We start from the raw sequence: 19,099 nt of genomic DNA, 5'->3' as shown, positions 1-19,099 counted from the left end.
TAGTTAAACAGTTTTTGGCGGCCCGGCAAAAATAACGTAGTATGCCGATATGTTCTTGGGTCGGGTTTCGCTGCCTCCTACCGTTGTAGAATCTTGTGGTTTGTAAACGTGTGGCGGCCACCAGCCCGTTTTGGCATCATCAAGCTGAAAGCCGTCGTTCTTATAAATCTCTGTAACGTGTTTATGGGCCTTAAACTCATCTTTTTGATAGCTACCTACGGCATCGGGTGTTTTGGTATCGGTACCTTGTTTAGTCCTGTCGTTCTTATCTGTATCTTGCCCCCTGCCGCCATCTACGCCCCGCACGAATACGCCTCGCATATCCGGCAGATTGAAATTATCGCCGCCGCCGCCGCAGTTATAGTCGATCACGTCGAACAGGTCGTTATACATATTCTTGTTAATGGCGTCGCCGTTGCAGTAAAGCCAGCCTTTGGCTTTCAATGCTTCAAGTTTGGCAGCGTTGCCCATAAATGGCATTACGGTGCCAACCGGTACGTTGTACAGTTGCGCGGTATCAGCCGCTGTTGTGTTATCGCTCTGCATAATGTATTCTTTTTATACTTGGGTTTGTTTAGGTAATCCTGCGAAAATAATGTGGTAGGCTGAGATGTTTTTGGGGCGCGATTCGCTGCCCCCAACCGTCGTAGAATCCTGCGGCCTATACTGATTGGGTGGCCACCAACCGGTTTTGGCATCATTCAGTTGAAAGCCGTCGTTCTTATAGATCTCGGTACTGTGCTTATGGGCCTTAAACTCGTCTTTTTGGTAGCTACCGACGGTATCGCCAATTTTGTCTTCACTGCCTTGCCGGGTGCGGCTATCCTTATCGGTGTCCTGCCCTCTGCCCCCATCAACACCTCGCACGAATACGCCACGCATATCGGGCAAAGCAAAACTGGCCCCGCTTCCGCCACAGCTGTAACCAATTACATCGAACAGTTGATTAAAGATATCCTTGTTCAGCATATCGCCGTTGCAATGCAGCCAACCTCTGTGTGTAAGCCCGGAAAGCTTTGTTAAATCGCCAAAAAAAGGCATTACCATACCAATTGGCAAACACTCTATATGTGCGGTTACCTCGGCTGTTGCTATTATTGCATTTTCCATTTGATGAAATATATTATGTCGTTTACATTAGTTGATTACCCCGGCAAACCCGCGAAAACAATGTAGTTTATCAATGCCTTACTCACCGGGCTAACCCATTTTATAGCGGGCTGTTGTTTAAGCCTACGTAAATGATATAGTTTACCGATACGTTTACCGGGCGGCTTTCCTTCCCCCCGGTATCGGCCGTGGAGATAGTTTGTCCTTCCGCTGCTTTGTGGAAATTGTCGAACTCATGCGAATCGCCCATCATTACCTTTACTGTATCCGCATACCGCGAGCCCTTTCCATGCTCTATTTCGTGCCTGTGGCTTTTAAGTGCATCCGCTTGGCGCGATAAAACCTTATTGCCAATTATTTCGCCGTTATTATGGCGCGTACGCACACCTGATTCCGGGTCGCGGATGGTGCCCTCTTTTTCGTCGAGCGCATCTACCCCTCTTAAAAATGTGCCGCGCAGGTCGGGCAGGACGATTTCCATGTTTTTTTTCCCGCATGTTTCTTCCAATATATTAAAAAGGCGTTGGTGGCCTGCCAGGCCTACTCCGGTACCGTCGCACAAATACCAGCCGTATTCATTCAGTTCCCGGGCTGCCTCTGCATCGCCTGCAAAAGGCATTATGGTGCCCACCGGCATTGTATTTATAAAAGCTTGCGTAACCGATTTCGGCTGCGGCTCATGCTCTCTATTTTCCATATATTATTGTCTTATAAGGGTTAATGTTGGCTATGCCGGTTGCGCCTGCTGTATCAATTGTTCTTTATTTCGTGGCAACCCCGCAAAAATGATATAGTTGACCGATACGTTTACCGGGCGGGTGTCTTTGCCGCCGGTATCAAGCGTTGGGAGTATAATTTCTTTCGTCGCCCTGTCAAACCTTTGCAGATAAAGTGTTGGGGGCGATTGATCGAACAAAGACGCCCCTACCGTTATAGTGTCTACATACACCGGCCCGTTCGGTATATTATGTTTATGGCTTTTTAACGCATCAACCTGGCGCGATAAAACCTTATTGGGAGCTTTCTCCTCATTGGAAGTATGGCTGGTGCGTTTATCCGCATCGGGATCGCGGTGTGTTCCGGCGTCTCCTGCAGGTACATCCACCCCTCTCAAAAACACGCCGCGAAGGTCGGGCACACAGAAGCCTAGGCCCTTGCCGCCACACGTGTAACCTAATATGTCGTAAAGAACGGGGAAATCATTCCTGCCCAGCGTTGCCCCGTTGCATAGAAACCAGCCAATGCCGCTTAGGTCTGCTGCTGTTTCATCATTCCCGGCAAAGGGCACTACAGTACCCACAGGCAATGCATCAATACGGGCAGACACTGTTTGTGATACGAGCGGTTCATGCTTTTCATTTTCCATGTTTATTGGGTTTATAAAGTTTACGATGCCGGCAGCAGCCGCAAATACATTTTCTATTAAAGGTTTTGGGTTGAAGCGGGCTTCACTGCAGGGCCGGCAAAAATGATATAGTTTACGGATACGTTCACCCCACGGCTTTCGGCAGCGCCCGTTTCAGTAGTAACAAGCTCGTCTACTGCCGTGGCCCTATCAAATCTTTGGTACCCATGCGATCCATACATCCAATTGCCGAAGGCATGTGCTTTTTCTTCGCACTGCGAACCCTGCGGCATTATATGGGCATGGCTTTTTACCTCCGTATCCTGGCGGGATAAAACCTGGTTAGGGGCCAGCGCATCAGAGGTGTGACTTTTACGCGTAGCCGCATCCGGGTCGCGGCTAATTGCGCCTTCGCCGTCTACACCGCGTAAAAACACGCCGCGGAGGTCGGGCACGCAAAAATTTGGGGATGCCCCACCGCATTTGTATCCTAATATCTGAAAAAGACGGGGATGGGCTGCCTGGGCCAATTCTTTGCCGTCGCAGGGCAACCAGCCTTCAGCTTCCAGTTTAGTAATCATGCCTTTATCTCCCGAAAAAGGTGTTATCATGCCTATGGGCCAAATATTTATGGGCGCTGCAACGCTTCTTAGTAGATCTTCCATCATCAATTATTTAGGCGGGTTATGCGGTTTTAGGCAAACCGGCAAATATGATATAGTTTACCGTTACGTTTTTGGGGCGTGTTTCTACGCTGGTACCCGCTTCGAAGGTGTCACCGGCATCTGCTACGAACTTATCCCAGTGGTAACCACCTTCGGGTTTGCCTATAGAGTAAACGCCGTCGGCCTTATGCCTGCTATAGCCGTGCACATGTTTTATCATGGCATCGGGCTGCTGGGTAAGCACTTTATTGCCGTCGTTACCGCCTTCGCCCTGGCGGGTGCGGTTGGCAGCATCGGGGTCCATCTTTGCGTCCGGGTCGTGTCCCCTCATAAAAAAGCCGCGGAAATCGGGTAAATTAAAATCAGTTCCCTTTGCACCGGCCGCATTCTTCATCACAGCGTCCAACTGCGGGTACTTATCCTTACTTACCAGCGCGCCATCGCAAAGCAGCCAGCCCTGGTTGCGCAGCGCTGAAGCTGCATCTTTATCGCCCACGAAGGGCATTATGGTACCTATAGGCAAATTAAATATATTGGCTACAGCGTCGGCCGTTACCAGCCCATTAGTGATCGTTTCCATCGTGTATTAGCTTGATTAATGGTTAAGAGGTTGGCAGCCCCGCAAATATGATATAGTACACGTACACGTTCTTGGGCCGCGTTTCTTTGCCGCCTGCGTTAGATGTGTTCTCTAATTTTACGTCTACTGCCGGTTTCCAGTATTCGGGTTTATTTGCCATGTGTATGTTATCGTGATGCACCACGATGTGGATATTGTGGTTATGCTCGGCAAACTGATCGCTCTGGCGGCTTAAAACCCTGCGGCCTATTTTTTCTCCGCTACTTTGCGATGTGCGTTCGGCCGAATCAGGGTCGCGTTGTTTGGCCCCATCAGCTGAATCTACCCCCCGTAGGAACACCCCCTGCAGATCGGGCAAATCAAATTCGTTCCCCTCGCCGCCGCACATGTATTCTATGGTGTCGAATAATTGGGGGTATTTGGTTTTGCTTACCCTGCGCCCGTTGCAAAGCAGCCATCCTTTCGCATCTAAAGCTGCAAGTTTGGCATCTGTGCCCACAAAGGGCATTATAGTGCCCACAGGCATATTGTTTATTATAGCGGTTACCTCTTGTGTGGCAGTCCTGATTGTATTTTCCATAATATCAATCTTCGTTTGTTTCCCCCTTTTTTGTGGCTATCTCGAAAACGTTCAGTTTATATTTAGTTTGTTCGTACGCGGGTTCAACCACAAACTCAACTGCACCGGCGGGTATAGGCAACCTGATATCCTGCGTGTGACCGTTTTGTTCTATTATTTCGAAAGAACTGTAGTTTTTTATCTTCCAATCGAGTTTAAAGCTGCATTTTTTGTTGGCCGCTAACGGCTCTGCGGTAATATTGAAAGCCTCTATCAAGGGTGGGTTAATTACTACGTTCGGGTGCTGCTTAGCGCTTTCTACCGATCCTTTTACGGCCCAGGCAGTAATGGTTATTGGTTTGGTGATGGGCCCTATAAATACCCTTTCAGGTTGGGGAGCCGGCTCCGGCAACTTTCCGGGTGCCTGCGGCGGATATTTTTCTTTCAAGATGATGCTCTTATCAGTACACTCCAGTTTTACCCCATCAGCATACTCGGTGGCCCAGGTAAGCTCTACCGATTCCCCCTTGTCTACAGCTTTGGCACTAACCTTAACAGGAGAAAGCAAAGGGTTAAAAACGGTAACGGTACGCTGTATTTGCAAATTGGTGTCTTTGCTCTTAGCGTCCATGATGTATTGGGTGGTGCGCGTTGGGCTAACTTGCAAGCCACCATGCTTCTTATACTCCGTTTTATCGTGACTGATAGACGATGATAGCGTGTAAGTATCAATAAAATCGCCATCCCAATTGAGGTTGCAAACAGTGCCCGGGTCTATCGTCTGGTGGTCGATAGTGAAAATCAGCCTGGCCTCGGTATTGATAACCTTGGTAATATCCAACTTGTATTCCAGGTTCGTATCCGGATCTACTGCTACCTTCACCGTAATTTGCGCGGTCCCCTCTTTATAGTTAAAGATGACATTGTTTAGCTTAAAGCTAAAGCTTTTCTTAGATTCCAACAGTATTTTCGTTACGCCGGAAACCTTGGGCTTAATTTCAAAATGCGCCTTATCTCCTTTTTTGTCTATTTTCCATGGCGAGTCCTTGTCGTCCTCCGGCTGTATGTCGCCTTCGGTATTATCCAGTACCAGTTGGTTCTCATCCGGGCCTACGGGGAGGTCTATTTGCACGTGCTTCAGGTAAACATCGGGCCCGGTATTTTCAATAATCACGATGATGGCATCGAAGGCCTGTTGGGTATCTGTTGCTGATATTTTTACCTTCGGTGGATATAAAGAAGCTACTATCGGGCTATCTGTGCTATGAGTTGTGTTTGTGCTCATTGTTTGTTTTAATTATTTAAGGTTAATTATGCTAAGGCTATATTGATGGTTAGCTTTTGCGTGCTTTTGCCATCGGTGATGGTTAGGGTAATATCCTGTGTTTTTGTTACTGTATAAGCGTAAGCCGACTCATTGGCAGGTACGGTTTCCGCATCCGCATTACCTATAGCCAGCGTAGCGCTTGTTGCGCCCTGCGATGCCCAGCCAACCTGTACGGTGGTATCGACAGGGAAGCTGTAAGGTTGTTTTTGCCCAACAACTTCCAGGAAGAGCAACAGCATTTGATCGCCCAGTACGCCCGTAAGCTTAAGCCTGCCCTCAACGATGGTTTTAGGGCTTGCGCTCATCTGAGGTACTGCATTGGCCGCCACCAGATCGTGCACTTCAGACCACTCCAGCTCATCACCCTCCCGGTAAGGCTGCAGCCAGCTCCATTGTTGCCCCACGCCAGCCGGCAATGGCAGCCACCATTGGGTTTTATCAACCAGCAACGGCCCGGCCTTAAATTCAACCAGCATATCGTCAAGTACCTTGCCTATGTACAATTCGGGCAGTTCTACATTCAAAACGGGTAGCACGCCGGTGGAGCAATGGATGGCACCACGTGGATCCAGCAGCAGGGTTATATGCACGGCTGCTGCATTTGGCTGCACGGGTGTGTACTTGTTTACGATGTATGGCGGCGATGCAGGGTCCATTATCATGGCGTTGTGTACGGTATTGAAAGCCGAATAATCATCGTTAGCGAAATACCCCATCACGCCATCCTGGCCCAGTTCCAGGCTACCTATCTGTACCGGGAACTTGTAGTTATTTACGCCTCCGGTATCATTTTGACCTGTGCGCTCCCAAGCCAGGTTGGTGCTGGCATTGCCATAAAGCTCGAGGCCCATGGCAGCCCTTACCACTGCTATGGGGCGGCCTACCAATATAGATAAGCTTTGGTTGTTACGCTCGCCCAAGGGGTCGACGCCCCAAAGGGTTTCATCAATGGCCTGTGAGAAGTTCCTGAGGGCCTTGCCGCTCATCTGCGTGCCTTCATCTCCCCTGGCACTGCCAAGCAAGCCCCGCACAAAGCCTTTCAAATGCCTGTTGTTGATACCATCGGCATGGCAGCCATCAAAAGGTGCAGGCACCCACTGGGCGTGGTAAGCCCCCGTTGCGCCCATCAACATTACCTCGCCAATAAATATGCCGGCATTATCATACACCATTACGCTATGGTTAAGGTGGTTGGGCAATACCCAGCCGCACACCGGTGTAGTAAGTAACGATTGGCTGCTGCGTACCGCATCATTGGCGGCCGATATGAAATCGAAGTTGAGCCTGGAGCCTTGCGACAAGCGCGGCGGCAACTGGAAAGAAGTGGGCAACTGCAGCTTAATGTCATAGTCGCCGGGGCGTACGCCTATGCCTGGTATGGCGTTAAATACCTTGCCCGAGGGAACATAGTCGGCAGTGATATCGTACACCTGCCCAAAATCGTCTACTATCCACAATCTTTTAATATTTACGAAACCAGCCCGCACGGGGAAGAAATTGTTTGGGAAACCGGCAAGCACCATACCGTGCGCTTCATCGCCAACCGGGCCGGCAAAGGCATCCTGCGGCTGGTAGCCAAACTGCTCCAGATCCCATTGCAGCATTTGCATGCTAAAGCCGGTAAGCGTTTGCGAAAGCACGTCCCAATTGCCTACGCCGTCCAAAACATCCTGCAGCGGTTCGTAATCGGGCGGGATTTTTTTGCCATCGAAAGTACTTATGAATTCCTCGAGGCGGTTGCGCATGATAGCAGCCTGCGCCGGCGTAAGGATAGACCGGCCCTGAAAAACTTTATCGCCGGGGCGCGGATCTGGGATGGGTGTGCCTTTCTTCCAGTTGAAATCGCGCCCGTCGAACTCCCAGTTGCTTAAATCGGTATCTATTTTGGGCACGAAGCCAACCTGCCACTCCAGGTAAAGCGGTGTCCAGGGTTGCTCCCATTGCGTAACGCCTATTTTAGAGGGTACGTGAAATAATTCGTCGCTTGCGTTGAAGCCCGATATTTCTTCAATAGTGCGCTGATCTATAGGCGTATCGGGCAGTTTGTTCCATACCAGCGTTTGCTGTTTCATGATTGTTTTTACGAATTCCGATTGAGAATCCGGCTTAGGATCACCCGTGGCCACTGTTGCAATACGTAGCGCAAAATTGGTATCGAGCAGGTGGGCCTCATCAAGCAAGGCGTAAACTTCTGATGGTATGCCTTCCCTGGCAGGCATCGGCTCGCAAATATCGCGCGCGGTTACCCGTTTTACTTCGTTGCCGGGTTTTACATCCAAGCTGTTGATAAACTGCCCGCTGAAACGGGTGAACAGCATATCGTCGAATTCGCTGTAAACGATATCCTCGCCGCGTTTATAGCTGCGCTTAGCATTGTTTACCAGCAATACGGGGTCGTTGGGGCGGTAAAACTCGTTCGCGGGCTTATCTTTCAGTTCAAATTCTTTCTCAATTTCGGTCTTGAGGGCTATGCTGGTATCCTCTATCACTTTTTTTGCAGCTGGTAAAGGCAGCATCAGCTCGTTTACTTTTTGCAAGGATATATTCAGTACGCGCTCCAGCTCCGGCAAGGCCACCGGCGGCGTCAGACTTTGTTTAGCAATATTCCATTTAAGCCAATCGGCATATAGCAGTTTTTGGCGGCTGATCAAATCGCGGTATTTGCTGTCGTAATCTGCCTGCAGCCCGTTCAGCGCGGCCAATTCATCGGCGCGGTTGGTGGGCAATTCGGCCAGGCTGCTCTTGCTATCGTTAGGGTTGGGCGTGCCATTTTTGGGTATTGCCTGCGCAACCCATATGCGCCCGCCCGGCAGTTTGCCAAACCACGCTTCGCGGATGGCATTATGCAATTCGGGCGTATCGTACACGCCGCCGGGCTGGTTAAGCATTTTATTGGCAAAAGCCTCCAGCATTATCTCTACCTCGCTATCGTCGCCAGGTACTTCGCTCTTTATAGGGTTGTTGAAATTCAGCTGCCATTGCATAAACGCTGCAAGGCAATCTGTAGCACTATTGGCTGCCGATATGTAAACGCTCGATTTATCTAAGCGTGCATTCGGCACCATGCTGGATGGTTGGTGCGTTATTCCCGGCCACTCTACGTTTAAAAGAAGGCCATGGCAAAGCGTTTGTGCCGCATATGTACCCTCTATTTCCTTAGATGGCTCAACCCCCTGCTGGCCCAGGTACCTTTGCCCGGCCGCTATGGCTTTGCGCAGGTCCTCATTATCTGTTATGGCCTGGCTGCCTACGCTCCACTGCAGTTTATTCATGGTGGCCAGCCAACCGGTACGGTCTTCCCACTCCTTGCCTACTTTGGGCTTGGTGTACAATACATCGTACAACGCATTAGAATACCAGCCCGATACCATGTAGCTTACATTCAAGGCATTACTATCAGATAGCTTATCTATAAAGCTGAATACGAAAGCGTTATTACCCGCATAAGCCGTAAACATAGGGTCGGAGTTGCCCACTGCTGTCAGTATCAGTTCGGCCGGTTCGCCGGGCTCGTTAAAATTCTCGAAATCGTACCAGTGGCCAATGTATTTTACCTCGGCAACGCCGTTGTTGTCCTTAATAATTTGCGGGTTTACCTTTTGGTCGGGAAATGGGGTTTCCCTCATTTCGTCGCTTTTCACTATCCAGGCCCGGCGTTTACCAGGGTCGGTGCTAAAGCGGGTTATCATCCAGCGATTGGGTAGGTAAGGGTATTCTACCTTGCCTTCTTTATTTATTTTACCCTTGGTCATGCCATCGGGCAGGGCCCAGTTGAGGTGCACGCCAGGGTCGGGCCGCGTTTTAGCCGTGGTTGGCGTAAAAAGCCGCGGGCTCAGCGGGCCAAATTCTTCGAATTCCTGTTTAAGGTTTAATGATTGTATGGAGAATTTGGTGGTATTGGGCACTTGTGTAACCACCAGCCCGTTTACGGTAATGGGCACCAAAAGCCTTGGCCCTGCCCAAATTGAATTATTGCTCATCTTCTTCTTTTTTTGGGGTGTTAACAAATATGGCTTCTTCGGGGGTGTTGATTATCTGCATGGCAAACTGCGATGCGCTTATAGGCTTCACCGGCTGGGGATATGCCCCGCTGGCCTGCAGGCTGGCCTGTATGGTGCCTTTAAGGGTATTAATATCCACCACGTATTTTTTGTCGCTCGTGCTTGCATCGGGGCGGAACAGCGTAGCCGACGGAATGTTGGCCAAAACCTCCTTGCCATCCTTCACCACCTGCATGCCCGTTGTTGGGCCGCTGATGTTGCGCAGCCGCGCCTGGTACGGCGCGGTGGCAGTGGCTTTATCTATAAACCCGAACTGTAGCCCCTGTGGCGGCTGCTGTATTTTTATAGATTGCGGCACCGCCGGGAATATCACCAGCAGCAAATCGTCGCTCAGGGTTTCGTATCGCAGTGGCACTGGGTTTATGATCCTGTTAGAGGAATAGGTAGGGATAATCTTAAGCCCCGGGAATGACCTTACGATTTCTGATCGCATCAACAGGCCCGCCACCAGGTTATCCTGTAGGGGTTCCATCTCGGCAGTCAGCGCGTTGTCCATGCCCAATAGCTTCGCACGCATTTTATTGGCCACTACTGATGACCGGTCGCGCACGCTTTCGGCCATAACGGCGGTAAAAAGGCCCTCGGCAGAAGTGTTGGTACCTATGCTTAGCGCACCATCTATCAATGCGTAAAGCCAGCTTGGGTCTACATAAAAAAAACGGATGGCATTTTGCGGCAGCAGCCGGGTATCGGCAATCAAATCCTGGAAAGGCACATCGCCAAGCAGGATGAGGCGGGCCAGCCACTTATCAACCGCACCGTCTGTAGCGGCTACATCGTGCAACAGGTGCTGTGCGGACTGGTGCTGCAATATATTCTTTATCTGGGTTATCCCTATATCAGTATTCATGGTTGTAATGGTTAGGTAATGGGGTTAATCTTGTTTAGGAGTGCTGTAAACACGATGTGCGGCATCCAGTTTTTCAAAAATCGCCACGTGCGGATCGGTGCCGTTCTCCAGTGCCGATTGCAGTTCGCCCTTGCTTAGCACGCCCGGCAGTTTCTCCAAATGTTTTTGCACGCCCGAGGGATCCAGTATAGCTACGGCCGGCCCGTTTTCGCCGCCTGTTCCCAGTATGTGCTTGCCAAGCCTGCGGCCCAGGTAGTTCATGAAAATGTATTTGCCCGTCTGGTCGTCCATCAGGTCATCTTTCAATTGCAGCCAGTTTACGCCATCAAGCAGGGCGTTAAGCTCCAATGTAGCTTCGGCGCCCAGCAGTTTCCTTTTCCTTTTTAGCTGGTGGCCAATCATCAGGTTAAGCACCTGCAGTTTTTTCATGCCCTGTTTCTTCCACTGCCAAATGGCAATGGCTGCGGGGCGGTTGGCCAGCGTTAGCAGGCGGCCCAGTTCCCAGGCAACGGCGTAGCTTTGATCGAACACGCCGGTTTTGGCGTCGTAAATCATGGCTTTATCTGCCGATGTGATATGGGTGAGGAAGTCGCCCGCGGCAATAACCGGTTTTATATTGCTGATGATTACCGGCTTTACAGGGCTAAATGGGCCGCGGTACCAGGCAAAACTCTTTTCGCCGGTACGGGTATCATGGTTAAGTGCCACATAACCATCGGCGTAACGCGCTTTGACTTCTTTCTGCGCATCGGTGTAATCCGTATCTTTTTGGGGCCAGGCGGCAGGCGCATCGAAACGTAATTGCAGCGTACCCGAACTCATCTTCTCCATCAGCCTGCCGAAACTTACCCCTTCTTTTTTGTTGTTGAATTTCCAGCTGTATAGGCTCACCAGGCGCAGTTTCTGATCGGCAGGGAGGGTTTTGGCCGGGGTAGCACCCGGCAGGTATTCGGCCCATCCTTCTAACGATACCAGGTGGGCATAATAAAGCGCTTCGTTATTGGGGTTGGCGAGGCGATTGGCCAGCAGGTTTGCATAGGTGCGCTCGCCGGTTTGCCCATCGGCTACCAGGCCGCCACTGTTTATTTTGCGTATATGCGCCAGGTATTCCAATTCGGCCAGCGTAGGCGCCAGTTGCTGGAACGTGCTCGCCAATACATCAATAGTGTTTGCCCGCAGCGCCGGCAAAATGTTTCTTTCCAGCTCATCATCCAACTTAATATCCGGCCCCAGGGTTTTGTTGGCATTATACCCGGCCACTTCGGTTTTTACCGTGCGCATGGTGGATAACGTGGGGTTAGGCACTGCGTTGATGGGGTTATCGTATATGATCTCGTCTGCACGGAATATCATCAGGGCCATCCAGGGTGTGCTGCCTGTATCGCCGCTGATTTGGCGTGCCCAGGGCAAATTTTGCTCATTGAATACGATATAAGGCAGGTTGGTATGGAAATCGGTACGGCTATCCGGCATGGGGTATTGCCCCTGTACGCTGCCCGGCGGTAAAGCGAACCGCGCTGCCAACACCTTGAATTCCTGGCTGAGCTTGTAATTGCCTTCTACGCCGTAGGACTTCTCTGTTATATCGTGCGTTACATCTATCCTATAGGTACCGCCCGTAAGTACGGGTATGCTGCTATCCAGAAACTGCATCTCATTAGGGCCTATTGTAGTTAAGTTGCTCATGGCTTTAGTAGTTTAATACGTTTTTTAAGCTGACAGTTAATTTATTCTTTGCGTTGCCTTCGTCAAGCCCGGCATCCTGTGTTGCCAGCTGCTTACTTAGCCCGGCAGTCCACGCGGATATCGCCTGCGCTGTACCGGCTGTGCCAGCCAGTTGCAACCCGGCTTTAGATTCGGTCTCGGCCCATATGCTGAAGTGTTTGCCGGCAACCACATCGGGCAGGGTAAAGGCGGCCCAAGCTTCGGCACCGTTCGCGCCTACAGCATCTGCCGACAGTACCAAAGCCGCCTTGCTGCCTGCATCATCGGTATAGATAAGTTTCACCACCGTATCGAATGCCGGTGCTGCGGATGTGGCATCAGCATCGGGCCTTACCAGCACGAATACTTGCTTTACGCCGGGGTAAAAACGCGTCTCTATCCAGCCCTCCTTTTCGGCATTGCTGTTATTGAGTACCAACGAACGGCCCTCAACCAAGCCTGTATCATGTATGTATTGCTTCTTGCCCACGCTATGCGAGTTTTTGGGGCGGACGAGGCAGCCTTTGCCCACCAGGTATTTGGGGTTTACCAAAACCAGGCACGATTGCTCGTGCCAGCCGGCGAGGGCTGTATTTACCCCATTGAGCCCCTGCAGGCACATCTGGGTTGCATTAGCCGGGATTGCTTCGGTTGCTATACCGGCACAACTTAGCACCTTATCGGTAATTACCCGCAGATACTCATCGAATAATATCATACGTGCGGCAACCGCGCCCGAGTGTTGCAGCGTTTCGGCACCGGCCGTGTGATCCAATTCCCATACCTGCAGCATGCCGGCCGTAAGATCAAATGTGTCTACAGGATTGGCTCGCCCGTAGCGGCCTTTAGAAGCCGCGGTATTGTACAAGCCGGTGCGCATGATGAGGCCCGTTTGCACGGATTTATCGAAGCTGTATTTGATGATGGTGGCCTTTAGCTGGTGGCCACCGGTCAACACGGCATTGCGCCTTAAGGTGGTGCGGGTACCGGCAACCATCTTATCGGCAGTATTAACCGGTTGCGGCTGTGCGGCCGCATTGGCCAGCATAGGCGAACCCTGGAATATATTCTTAGGTTCTGAAGCCATGGCATGCATATCATTGTTGGCACTGGCCAGCGAAAGAACCTGGCCCAGGGCATCAATGATACCTTTACGGGCATCTCTTACAGCATCGCTTGCAACGCTTGCTTTTATCACATCCAGCGAACCGCTTGTGCTTAAGGTTATTTCTGTTGCGCGGGCCGTAGCATCAAGGCCGTAATTTTTCCCGGCCAGCTTGGAATAAGCCAGATTTATAGAACCAAACTTATCAGGCCCTGTTGCGGGATGCAAAGGCGGAAGCGCCGACTTGATGCCCTTGGTTACCCCTCCCAGCAGTTTTGCCTCAGGTTTTTCTTTAGGGTTTTTAACGGCTCCGTACATAGCCTCCGGTACGTTATCTGTGTTTGGCCTTAACTGCCATCCTTCCAAGCTGTAGGCCTTAAATACGGTGCCATCTTCCTTCCGGATGGTTAAATTGAGCCTAGAGGCATCGCCATCAAGGGTTACGTTACCAACCGGCTTTATACCAAATGCTTTGCCGTCAATCTTCGGCGCATCTACCCTGCCCTCTTTAGTTATGAAGGTGATACGCGATACCGGGAACGACGACATAGCGTTGAAAGCGAAGGTACCGGCATCTACCACCCAGATCTCTTCCGCGCCTTTCTTTATCTTTTGTTTTAGCCCCGCGTTGGTGTTTATGGTGATGATATTGTCGGTCTTTGGTGCATCGGCAAAGTCCTGCAGTTGGGTTTTGGCATCGCCCCCCGATAGGAAGTAGCTGGCGAAGTCTTTCCAACTGATGGTTTTTTGCTCGGTGCTTTTGTCGGCACCAAAGCCTACGGTGAAGGAAATGATATACAGGCTTATCTCTGCCACGCCGCCAAATTCAGGGCCCCACATCTGCACATCGACCCCAAGCTCTACCGTAATGGTTTTGTGGATGAAAGCAATATTAACCCGGTACGATACGCCGATATTTATGCTGATGCCGATATCGTAATGAAACGGTTTCCAGGCGATAAGAAAATCGGCCACGGCCTTAAACCAGGCCTGCAAATCGCCCTCCTGGTAGGTGAGCGACAGCTTGCCGCCTGCCATAACGCATGATGGGGTAAGCGCAAAGTAGGCTTCGCCATTGAAATTGATGCTGCTGGAAACTTTCCAGTTGAATGCCAAACGCGGCACGGTTGGATAATGCGGGTACGCCGCTTTATCGAAGTTTTTATTGTAACCACCAAGGCTCACTACAAAATCGCCGGAGTGTGGTCCGTTGAACCAGGAATAGTAGGCAAAGCCACCGGTGATTTTACAAGATGGGTGTATTACGTAAGAGCTATCGGCCAGTTGCGCCTGCACGGCCAGCAAGCCTTCTTCGGGCTCGAAGGTGGCTTTGATGGCCATCTGCGCGTTTACGTAAGGCTTCAATTTAGCGTCGGCAGGGAGTTTTGGCAACTGCAGCGTACTGAGGCCCAAAATATCCACTTCGAATTTCTTGCCGAACTGTAGTATCAACAACGCGAATGAATTAAGCAGCTCGAAGGAGTTGAACTTAACGCCGGCCGCAAACCAGTACTGGCCAAGTTCGGGCGGAATAGATTCAGACATGCTTGCCAGCACCTTGTCGGTATCTTTACCGGTGAATAACCCGGGGTTGATGGCTGCTTTTACGAAAGGGAAGTTCTGTACCTGGTTTATGGCCGGCATTACAATTTTGCGGTTGTAGCCAAAACCTGCGGCCAGGGCCGTTACGAAGAATACCGGTGGGCCGCCCAATGCGGCATTCAACACGCCGAAGATAAACAGCGATGGGCTTTCTCCTACCGTGCCGAAGGAACCCAGGGCCGTGATGCCCCAGCTTGCTGCCTGTATGGCTACAGCACCATTGTATTCCGTACGCTCGGTTTCTTTCCCGGCATCTATTACGTTTTTGAGGAAACCGCCGGCCATGCTTACGGCACCGCTCTTAAAGGTAAGGTCGAAGCCTTCGAGGCCGAGCGAAAATGTGTTTGGGCTGCCTGGTGTGGCTACAGGCACGCCTACGGTTAGCTTATCAAGGTCAAGCTTCAGGGCATCAAGGTTAAGGCCGCCGCTTAATTGGAACAACAGGGCCCTATCTTCGTCGCTCCAGCCTATGCCCACATCTTTTAGGGCCACAGGGCCGAAGGATTTGTGCAGCGGTATGCTTACGATGTTCTGCGGTTGCCCGTCTTCATCGAATAATTGCAGGTAGAAATTGGTTTGGTACGCTGCGAGCAATGAGAATGCCGGGTTTACGGTGGGTTTCTTGTCTCCTTCTTCCTCCTTTGCTTCTCCGCCCGATGCTAGCAGGGTTTGCGCCACGCCTTCGCCTTCGGCAGATGGACCAAGCGGCAGCGAGACATCATTAATTGCGGCAGCTACTCCCCACTCGTTGCTTAGGCTGGAGAAAAAGCCTCGTAGTTGGGCTTGCTCCAGGCTGTAGCCTTGCACATCGAACAAGGGCTGCCCGTCGGCTTTTGAAATATCCACGCCAACGCTTATAGCCTCAAACTGCGGGTCGAAAGAAACGCCCAGGCCGTTCGTATCCTCACTAAGTACATAAAAATTCAGTCCCGTGCTTTCGGGCGCGGTGCCGCCTGCGGCTTCTATCCAGTCGGTCTCGTCGGCAGTAAAACTGCCTAGCTGCAATTTCATTAGCGGGCTGCTGTTTACAACTACATCGGCAACCTGTATATTGACGCCATAGCGGCCTGCTTTTTTCACCAGCGATATCTTCCAGGTAGCCTCATCTTCGCCCTCCTTGGCTTTGTGCTCCATCAGGGTGAACTCATGGTCTTCCGCCATGAATTCTTCAAACGCGGTTTTGATAGTATCGGTAACGTAATCCAGCACCTGTTTGCCGGGGAGTATGATATCGCCTGCTTTATAAGTACCGTCGGCCTCTTCTACCAGCCAGCCGAGGGTTTTAAGCAAATCGGCCCAGGTTGTGGTAATGGTTTCGTTATCGGCAATTATCTTTTTCTTGAGGAAATCTTTTACGCCATCTATCCCTAGCACCTTATCGAGCATTTCCCGTAGCGTGGGTATTTGCAGCCCCTCGGGCTTTACAGGGTCTATCAGCTTTATTTCGGGTTTAATCGTATTTTCTTTCAGATCGAACGTTACCCAAAATAGCACCTCTTTGCAGGAAAGGAATTTCGCCCGCGCGATATCGACGCTCAATTTAAAACCTATTTCGATCGGGCCGTTTTTATCCACGGCAAAAAGCGGTTCGGTGGTATCGGCCTTACCCGGCATCTGGAAAATAGGCGTAAATACAAAAGGGTTGATGGTAACCGCGTCATTTTTGAATTTGAATTCTTTGTGCATGCCGATACCCAGCAAGGCCAGCGGATCTGCCGTTTTCTGCACCAGGTAAAAGCCGGAGTTCTTTGTGCCGCCTTTGCCATCGTCTACGGTAACCGGGAACCAGTTTTCGTTGAAGATGCTGCCTTCCTTATTATCGATAGGGTTTTTCGCCTTGCCCATAAAAGATTCAACAACGGGCTTAAGGTGGGGCCAGTTAAAGGCTTTGGTTAACTCATCTTTTGGATGAGGGAACCATTCCAAATTTGGCTTCGGCTCAGCTTTGGTGCCTTTCAGCAAACCAATTAATAGCCCAAGGTCAATAGCCTCGGAACCTATTTGTTTTAGGTCGGGTGTACTCATAGTTGTAAATAAAAATTAGGAACGTAGACGTAGTAGGTTCAGAACACTTGTATATAGAATAACAGCCTTGGCCTTAGCTGTTATAAAAGTTTCCTTTGTAGGTCGGTACCCCAGCGGTAGCTGATGCTTACCTCGTGGGTGGCGTTGTTGAAGCCCCCCAAATTGGTAGATGATGTATTGAACTGGTAGCTGTAGCCAACCTTAAAGCTGTTGGCGTTTACCGAGATAATGCCCGCCACCTGCTTGTTGGTGCGGTAATTTACCCCGAGGCCCAGCTGCTCCTTGAGGTAGAACGTGCCCGAGAAATCGGCCACCACGGGCGAACCCTGTAGGTACGATACCAGCGCCGCCGGTTTCAGTTGCACGTCATCATTCAGTTTGGCCAGGAAGCCGCCGCTAAAGTAGTAGTGGCTGCGCAGGTAGTTGGCCTGCTGTACCGAGGCATTGCCCAGGTTGCGGAAACTCAGTTCGGGAACTGATAATCCCACGTAATAATTATCGCCGTAGAACATTACCCCGAAGCCGATGTTCGGCTTGGTCTCCCGCACGTCCTGGCTGAAGAGCGGGTCGCTGGCATCCAGTGTGGAATAATTGGCAACGTAGCTGCGGATGCCCGCATTCAATGATACCGAAAGGTAGCTGCCACCACTCAACTGTACCGATTTGGCGAAGAAAGCGTTAACCTCCGTTTGGTTCTCTACCGCGAACTTATCGTTCACCACGAAGAACCCTGCCGCTGCCCCCATCTGCTCCAGCGCAAAGCTGCCGCTTATAAAAAGGCTGCTCGGCGCGCCCTCCAGCCCTATCAGCTGCCTGCGGCCCAGCACGTTGAGGCTGTTGGCCTTATCAAGCAGTGAATAAGCCGGGTTTACCGGCGTAAGGTTATCTGCATATTGGTTATAGCTGAACATGTTCTGCTGGGCCATCGCCCCGCCGCCTGTTAAGAGCAGCAGGGTTAGGGCCATCAGTTTTATGTATTTCGTCATGATTGCAGCGGCCTGTTTATGCTTATTCATTTTCAAAATATACCGGAGTCCAAAGATATATCTACCAGGACTTAATATTTAATTGTGATATAGCCTGCTGTATATGCTTTCTCATCTCTGTGCCTGCTACTATACAAACTTGCCTAAAAATTGTATTTTTCTAAAGGGTAAATACAGCTTTTCGTGAGGGTTTTATCAGGTATCGGGCTACCTATATTTAAGGCTTTGCCCTGTAATAAACAAGTATCACAGGGCAAAACAATACTTAATATTTGATTACGAGATAGCCCGTTTTACGCTTGGTCTCCGCGCCGTTCTTATACTCTAACGAGTAGAAGTAGGTGCCCGGTTGCTGCAGCGTACCTTTAGACGAGTGCCCGTCGAAAGATTGGCCAAAGTTGTCGTACCCTTTAGCTTCGTAAATCACATCGCCGTTGCGGTTCATAATCCTTACCGTATTATCAGGGAAAGCGTTGATGCCTTGTATGGTAAACCTATCGTTTACGCCGTCTCCATTGGGCGATAGTGCTTGCTTTACTACCAATTCCGGCAGCGCATCAGGTGTTACCTCTGTTTTTTGCAGTACGTCTATTTGGTTTTTATTCGGTGTAATGGCTGCTATAACCGGTGGCGAGGCGCGAGTTACCGTTATAGTGTAGGTTTTAGTGGTTATGCCATCTTCGGCTGTTACCACCGTACTGATCACATTGGATCCCGCTGAAAGCGCTATCGCCCCGGAGGCTGCCCCACCGGCTACCACTACGTTATTAACCCGTATGATAGCTTTGGAATCACTTGGCGTGGCGGTTAATGTAACGCTGCTAATATTAGCACCTACCGATGCCGAAAAATTATAATCGCTGCTGCCGGAAACAGAACTTAACGTTACATATGGGCTTAAAACCACCTGTGTTAACCAGGCATTGGTAGACCCTGTTTTATTTACCTGAAGCGTCGCCGTCCTGGTGGTTACACCATCCTCTGCGGTTACCTGGATGGTAACCTGCGTAACGGCACCGGTAAGAGGTATCGAAAGCGGAGAGCCGCTGCTTGCGACAGTACCGTTTACACGGATAACAGCATGGGCCTCCAATGCCGTAGGCGTCAGTACGATGCTTGTTGCGGTATTGGCTACCGATGTTTTATAATTCTCATCACCGCTCCCCGTTGCAGACACCAG

At 50.7% G+C, this 19,099-nt stretch carries 14 protein-coding genes; all 14 read right to left on the bottom strand.

Annotated elements, in window-relative coordinates:
- Positions 1 to 3 precede the first annotated feature (3 nt).
- Positions 4 to 546, bottom strand: coding sequence for a phage tail protein (locus AC1DXC_RS19840; RefSeq protein ID WP_477460920.1), 543 nt, complete (start codon positions 544 to 546; stop codon positions 4 to 6).
- Positions 547 to 558: 12 nt separating this feature from the next.
- Entirely contained in the window at positions 559 to 1,110 is a 552-nt protein-coding gene (locus tag AC1DXC_RS19835) for a phage tail protein (RefSeq protein WP_477460919.1), read from the bottom strand.
- A 100-nt stretch (positions 1,111 to 1,210) separates the two neighbouring features.
- On the bottom strand, positions 1,211 to 1,807 hold the full coding sequence (locus AC1DXC_RS19830) for a phage tail protein (RefSeq protein WP_477460918.1): 597 nt from the start codon (positions 1,805 to 1,807) through the stop codon (positions 1,211 to 1,213).
- Between the two features lie 30 nt (positions 1,808 to 1,837).
- On the bottom strand, positions 1,838 to 2,476 hold the full coding sequence (locus tag AC1DXC_RS19825) for a phage tail protein (RefSeq protein WP_477460917.1): 639 nt from the start codon (positions 2,474 to 2,476) through the stop codon (positions 1,838 to 1,840).
- A gap of 56 nt (positions 2,477 to 2,532) precedes the next feature.
- Complete coding sequence (locus AC1DXC_RS19820; protein ID WP_477460916.1) at positions 2,533 to 3,066, bottom strand: phage tail protein; 534 nt, start codon at positions 3,064 to 3,066, stop codon at positions 2,533 to 2,535.
- Positions 3,067 to 3,139: 73 nt separating this feature from the next.
- The gene (locus tag AC1DXC_RS19815) at positions 3,140 to 3,700 is read right to left on the bottom strand and encodes a tail fiber protein (RefSeq protein ID WP_477460915.1); all 561 of its coding nucleotides are present in this window, start codon (positions 3,698 to 3,700) and stop codon (positions 3,140 to 3,142) included.
- Between the two features lie 22 nt (positions 3,701 to 3,722).
- Entirely contained in the window at positions 3,723 to 4,280 is a 558-nt protein-coding gene (locus tag AC1DXC_RS19810; protein ID WP_477460914.1) for a phage tail protein, read from the bottom strand.
- A gap of 4 nt (positions 4,281 to 4,284) precedes the next feature.
- Entirely contained in the window at positions 4,285 to 5,544 is a 1,260-nt protein-coding gene (locus AC1DXC_RS19805) for a hypothetical protein (RefSeq protein ID WP_477460913.1), read from the bottom strand.
- Positions 5,545 to 5,570: 26 nt separating this feature from the next.
- Complete coding sequence (locus AC1DXC_RS19800; protein WP_477460912.1) at positions 5,571 to 9,566, bottom strand: hypothetical protein; 3,996 nt, start codon at positions 9,564 to 9,566, stop codon at positions 5,571 to 5,573.
- A complete protein-coding gene (locus AC1DXC_RS19795; RefSeq protein ID WP_477460911.1) occupies positions 9,556 to 10,497 on the bottom strand; it encodes a hypothetical protein in 942 nt (313 codons plus the stop codon). The genes AC1DXC_RS19800 and AC1DXC_RS19795 overlap by 11 nt, the downstream gene beginning before the upstream one ends.
- A gap of 24 nt (positions 10,498 to 10,521) precedes the next feature.
- A complete protein-coding gene (locus AC1DXC_RS19790; RefSeq protein ID WP_477460910.1) occupies positions 10,522 to 12,183 on the bottom strand; it encodes a hypothetical protein in 1,662 nt (553 codons plus the stop codon).
- A 4-nt stretch (positions 12,184 to 12,187) separates the two neighbouring features.
- A complete protein-coding gene (locus AC1DXC_RS19785; protein ID WP_477460909.1) occupies positions 12,188 to 16,933 on the bottom strand; it encodes a DUF6603 domain-containing protein in 4,746 nt (1,581 codons plus the stop codon).
- Positions 16,934 to 17,013: 80 nt separating this feature from the next.
- Positions 17,014 to 17,949, bottom strand: a complete 936-nt coding sequence (locus AC1DXC_RS19780) for a PorP/SprF family type IX secretion system membrane protein (protein WP_477460908.1) — start codon at positions 17,947 to 17,949, stop codon at positions 17,014 to 17,016.
- A 235-nt stretch (positions 17,950 to 18,184) separates the two neighbouring features.
- Positions 18,185 to 19,099: cadherin-like beta sandwich domain-containing protein (locus AC1DXC_RS19775; RefSeq protein WP_477460907.1), on the bottom strand; the 915-nt coding region annotated here is incomplete at its 5' end.

The organism is Mucilaginibacter sp. P2_D11 (genome assembly GCF_056404435.1).
The sequence above is the reverse complement of the archived record's forward strand: the minus strand, read 5'-3'. Positions and strand labels throughout refer to the sequence as shown.

Excerpts from the sequence above, each read along its gene's own strand:
- AC1DXC_RS19795 (WP_477460911.1), bottom strand. The coding sequence starts at position 10,497 with ATGAATACTGATATAGGGATAACCCAGATAAAGAATATATTGCAGCAC.
- AC1DXC_RS19800 (WP_477460912.1), bottom strand. The coding sequence starts at position 9,566 with ATGAGCAATAATTCAATTTGGGCAGGGCCAAGGCTTTTGGTGCCCATT.
- AC1DXC_RS19820 (WP_477460916.1), bottom strand. The coding sequence starts at position 3,066 with ATGATAACACCTTTTTCGGGAGATAAAGGCATGATTACTAAACTGGAA.
- AC1DXC_RS19780 (WP_477460908.1), bottom strand. The coding sequence starts at position 17,949 with ATGAATAAGCATAAACAGGCCGCTGCAATCATGACGAAATACATAAAA.
- AC1DXC_RS19810 (WP_477460914.1), bottom strand. The coding sequence starts at position 4,280 with ATGGAAAATACAATCAGGACTGCCACACAAGAGGTAACCGCTATAATA.
- AC1DXC_RS19840 (WP_477460920.1), bottom strand. The coding sequence starts at position 546 with ATGCAGAGCGATAACACAACAGCGGCTGATACCGCGCAACTGTACAAC.
- AC1DXC_RS19790 (WP_477460910.1), bottom strand. The coding sequence starts at position 12,183 with ATGAGCAACTTAACTACAATAGGCCCTAATGAGATGCAGTTTCTGGAT.
- AC1DXC_RS19815 (WP_477460915.1), bottom strand. The coding sequence starts at position 3,700 with ATGGAAACGATCACTAATGGGCTGGTAACGGCCGACGCTGTAGCCAAT.
- AC1DXC_RS19825 (WP_477460917.1), bottom strand. The coding sequence starts at position 2,476 with ATGGAAAATGAAAAGCATGAACCGCTCGTATCACAAACAGTGTCTGCC.
- AC1DXC_RS19785 (WP_477460909.1), bottom strand. The coding sequence starts at position 16,933 with ATGAGTACACCCGACCTAAAACAAATAGGTTCCGAGGCTATTGACCTT.
- AC1DXC_RS19835 (WP_477460919.1), bottom strand. The coding sequence starts at position 1,110 with ATGGAAAATGCAATAATAGCAACAGCCGAGGTAACCGCACATATAGAG.
- AC1DXC_RS19805 (WP_477460913.1), bottom strand. The coding sequence starts at position 5,544 with ATGAGCACAAACACAACTCATAGCACAGATAGCCCGATAGTAGCTTCT.
- AC1DXC_RS19830 (WP_477460918.1), bottom strand. The coding sequence starts at position 1,807 with ATGGAAAATAGAGAGCATGAGCCGCAGCCGAAATCGGTTACGCAAGCT.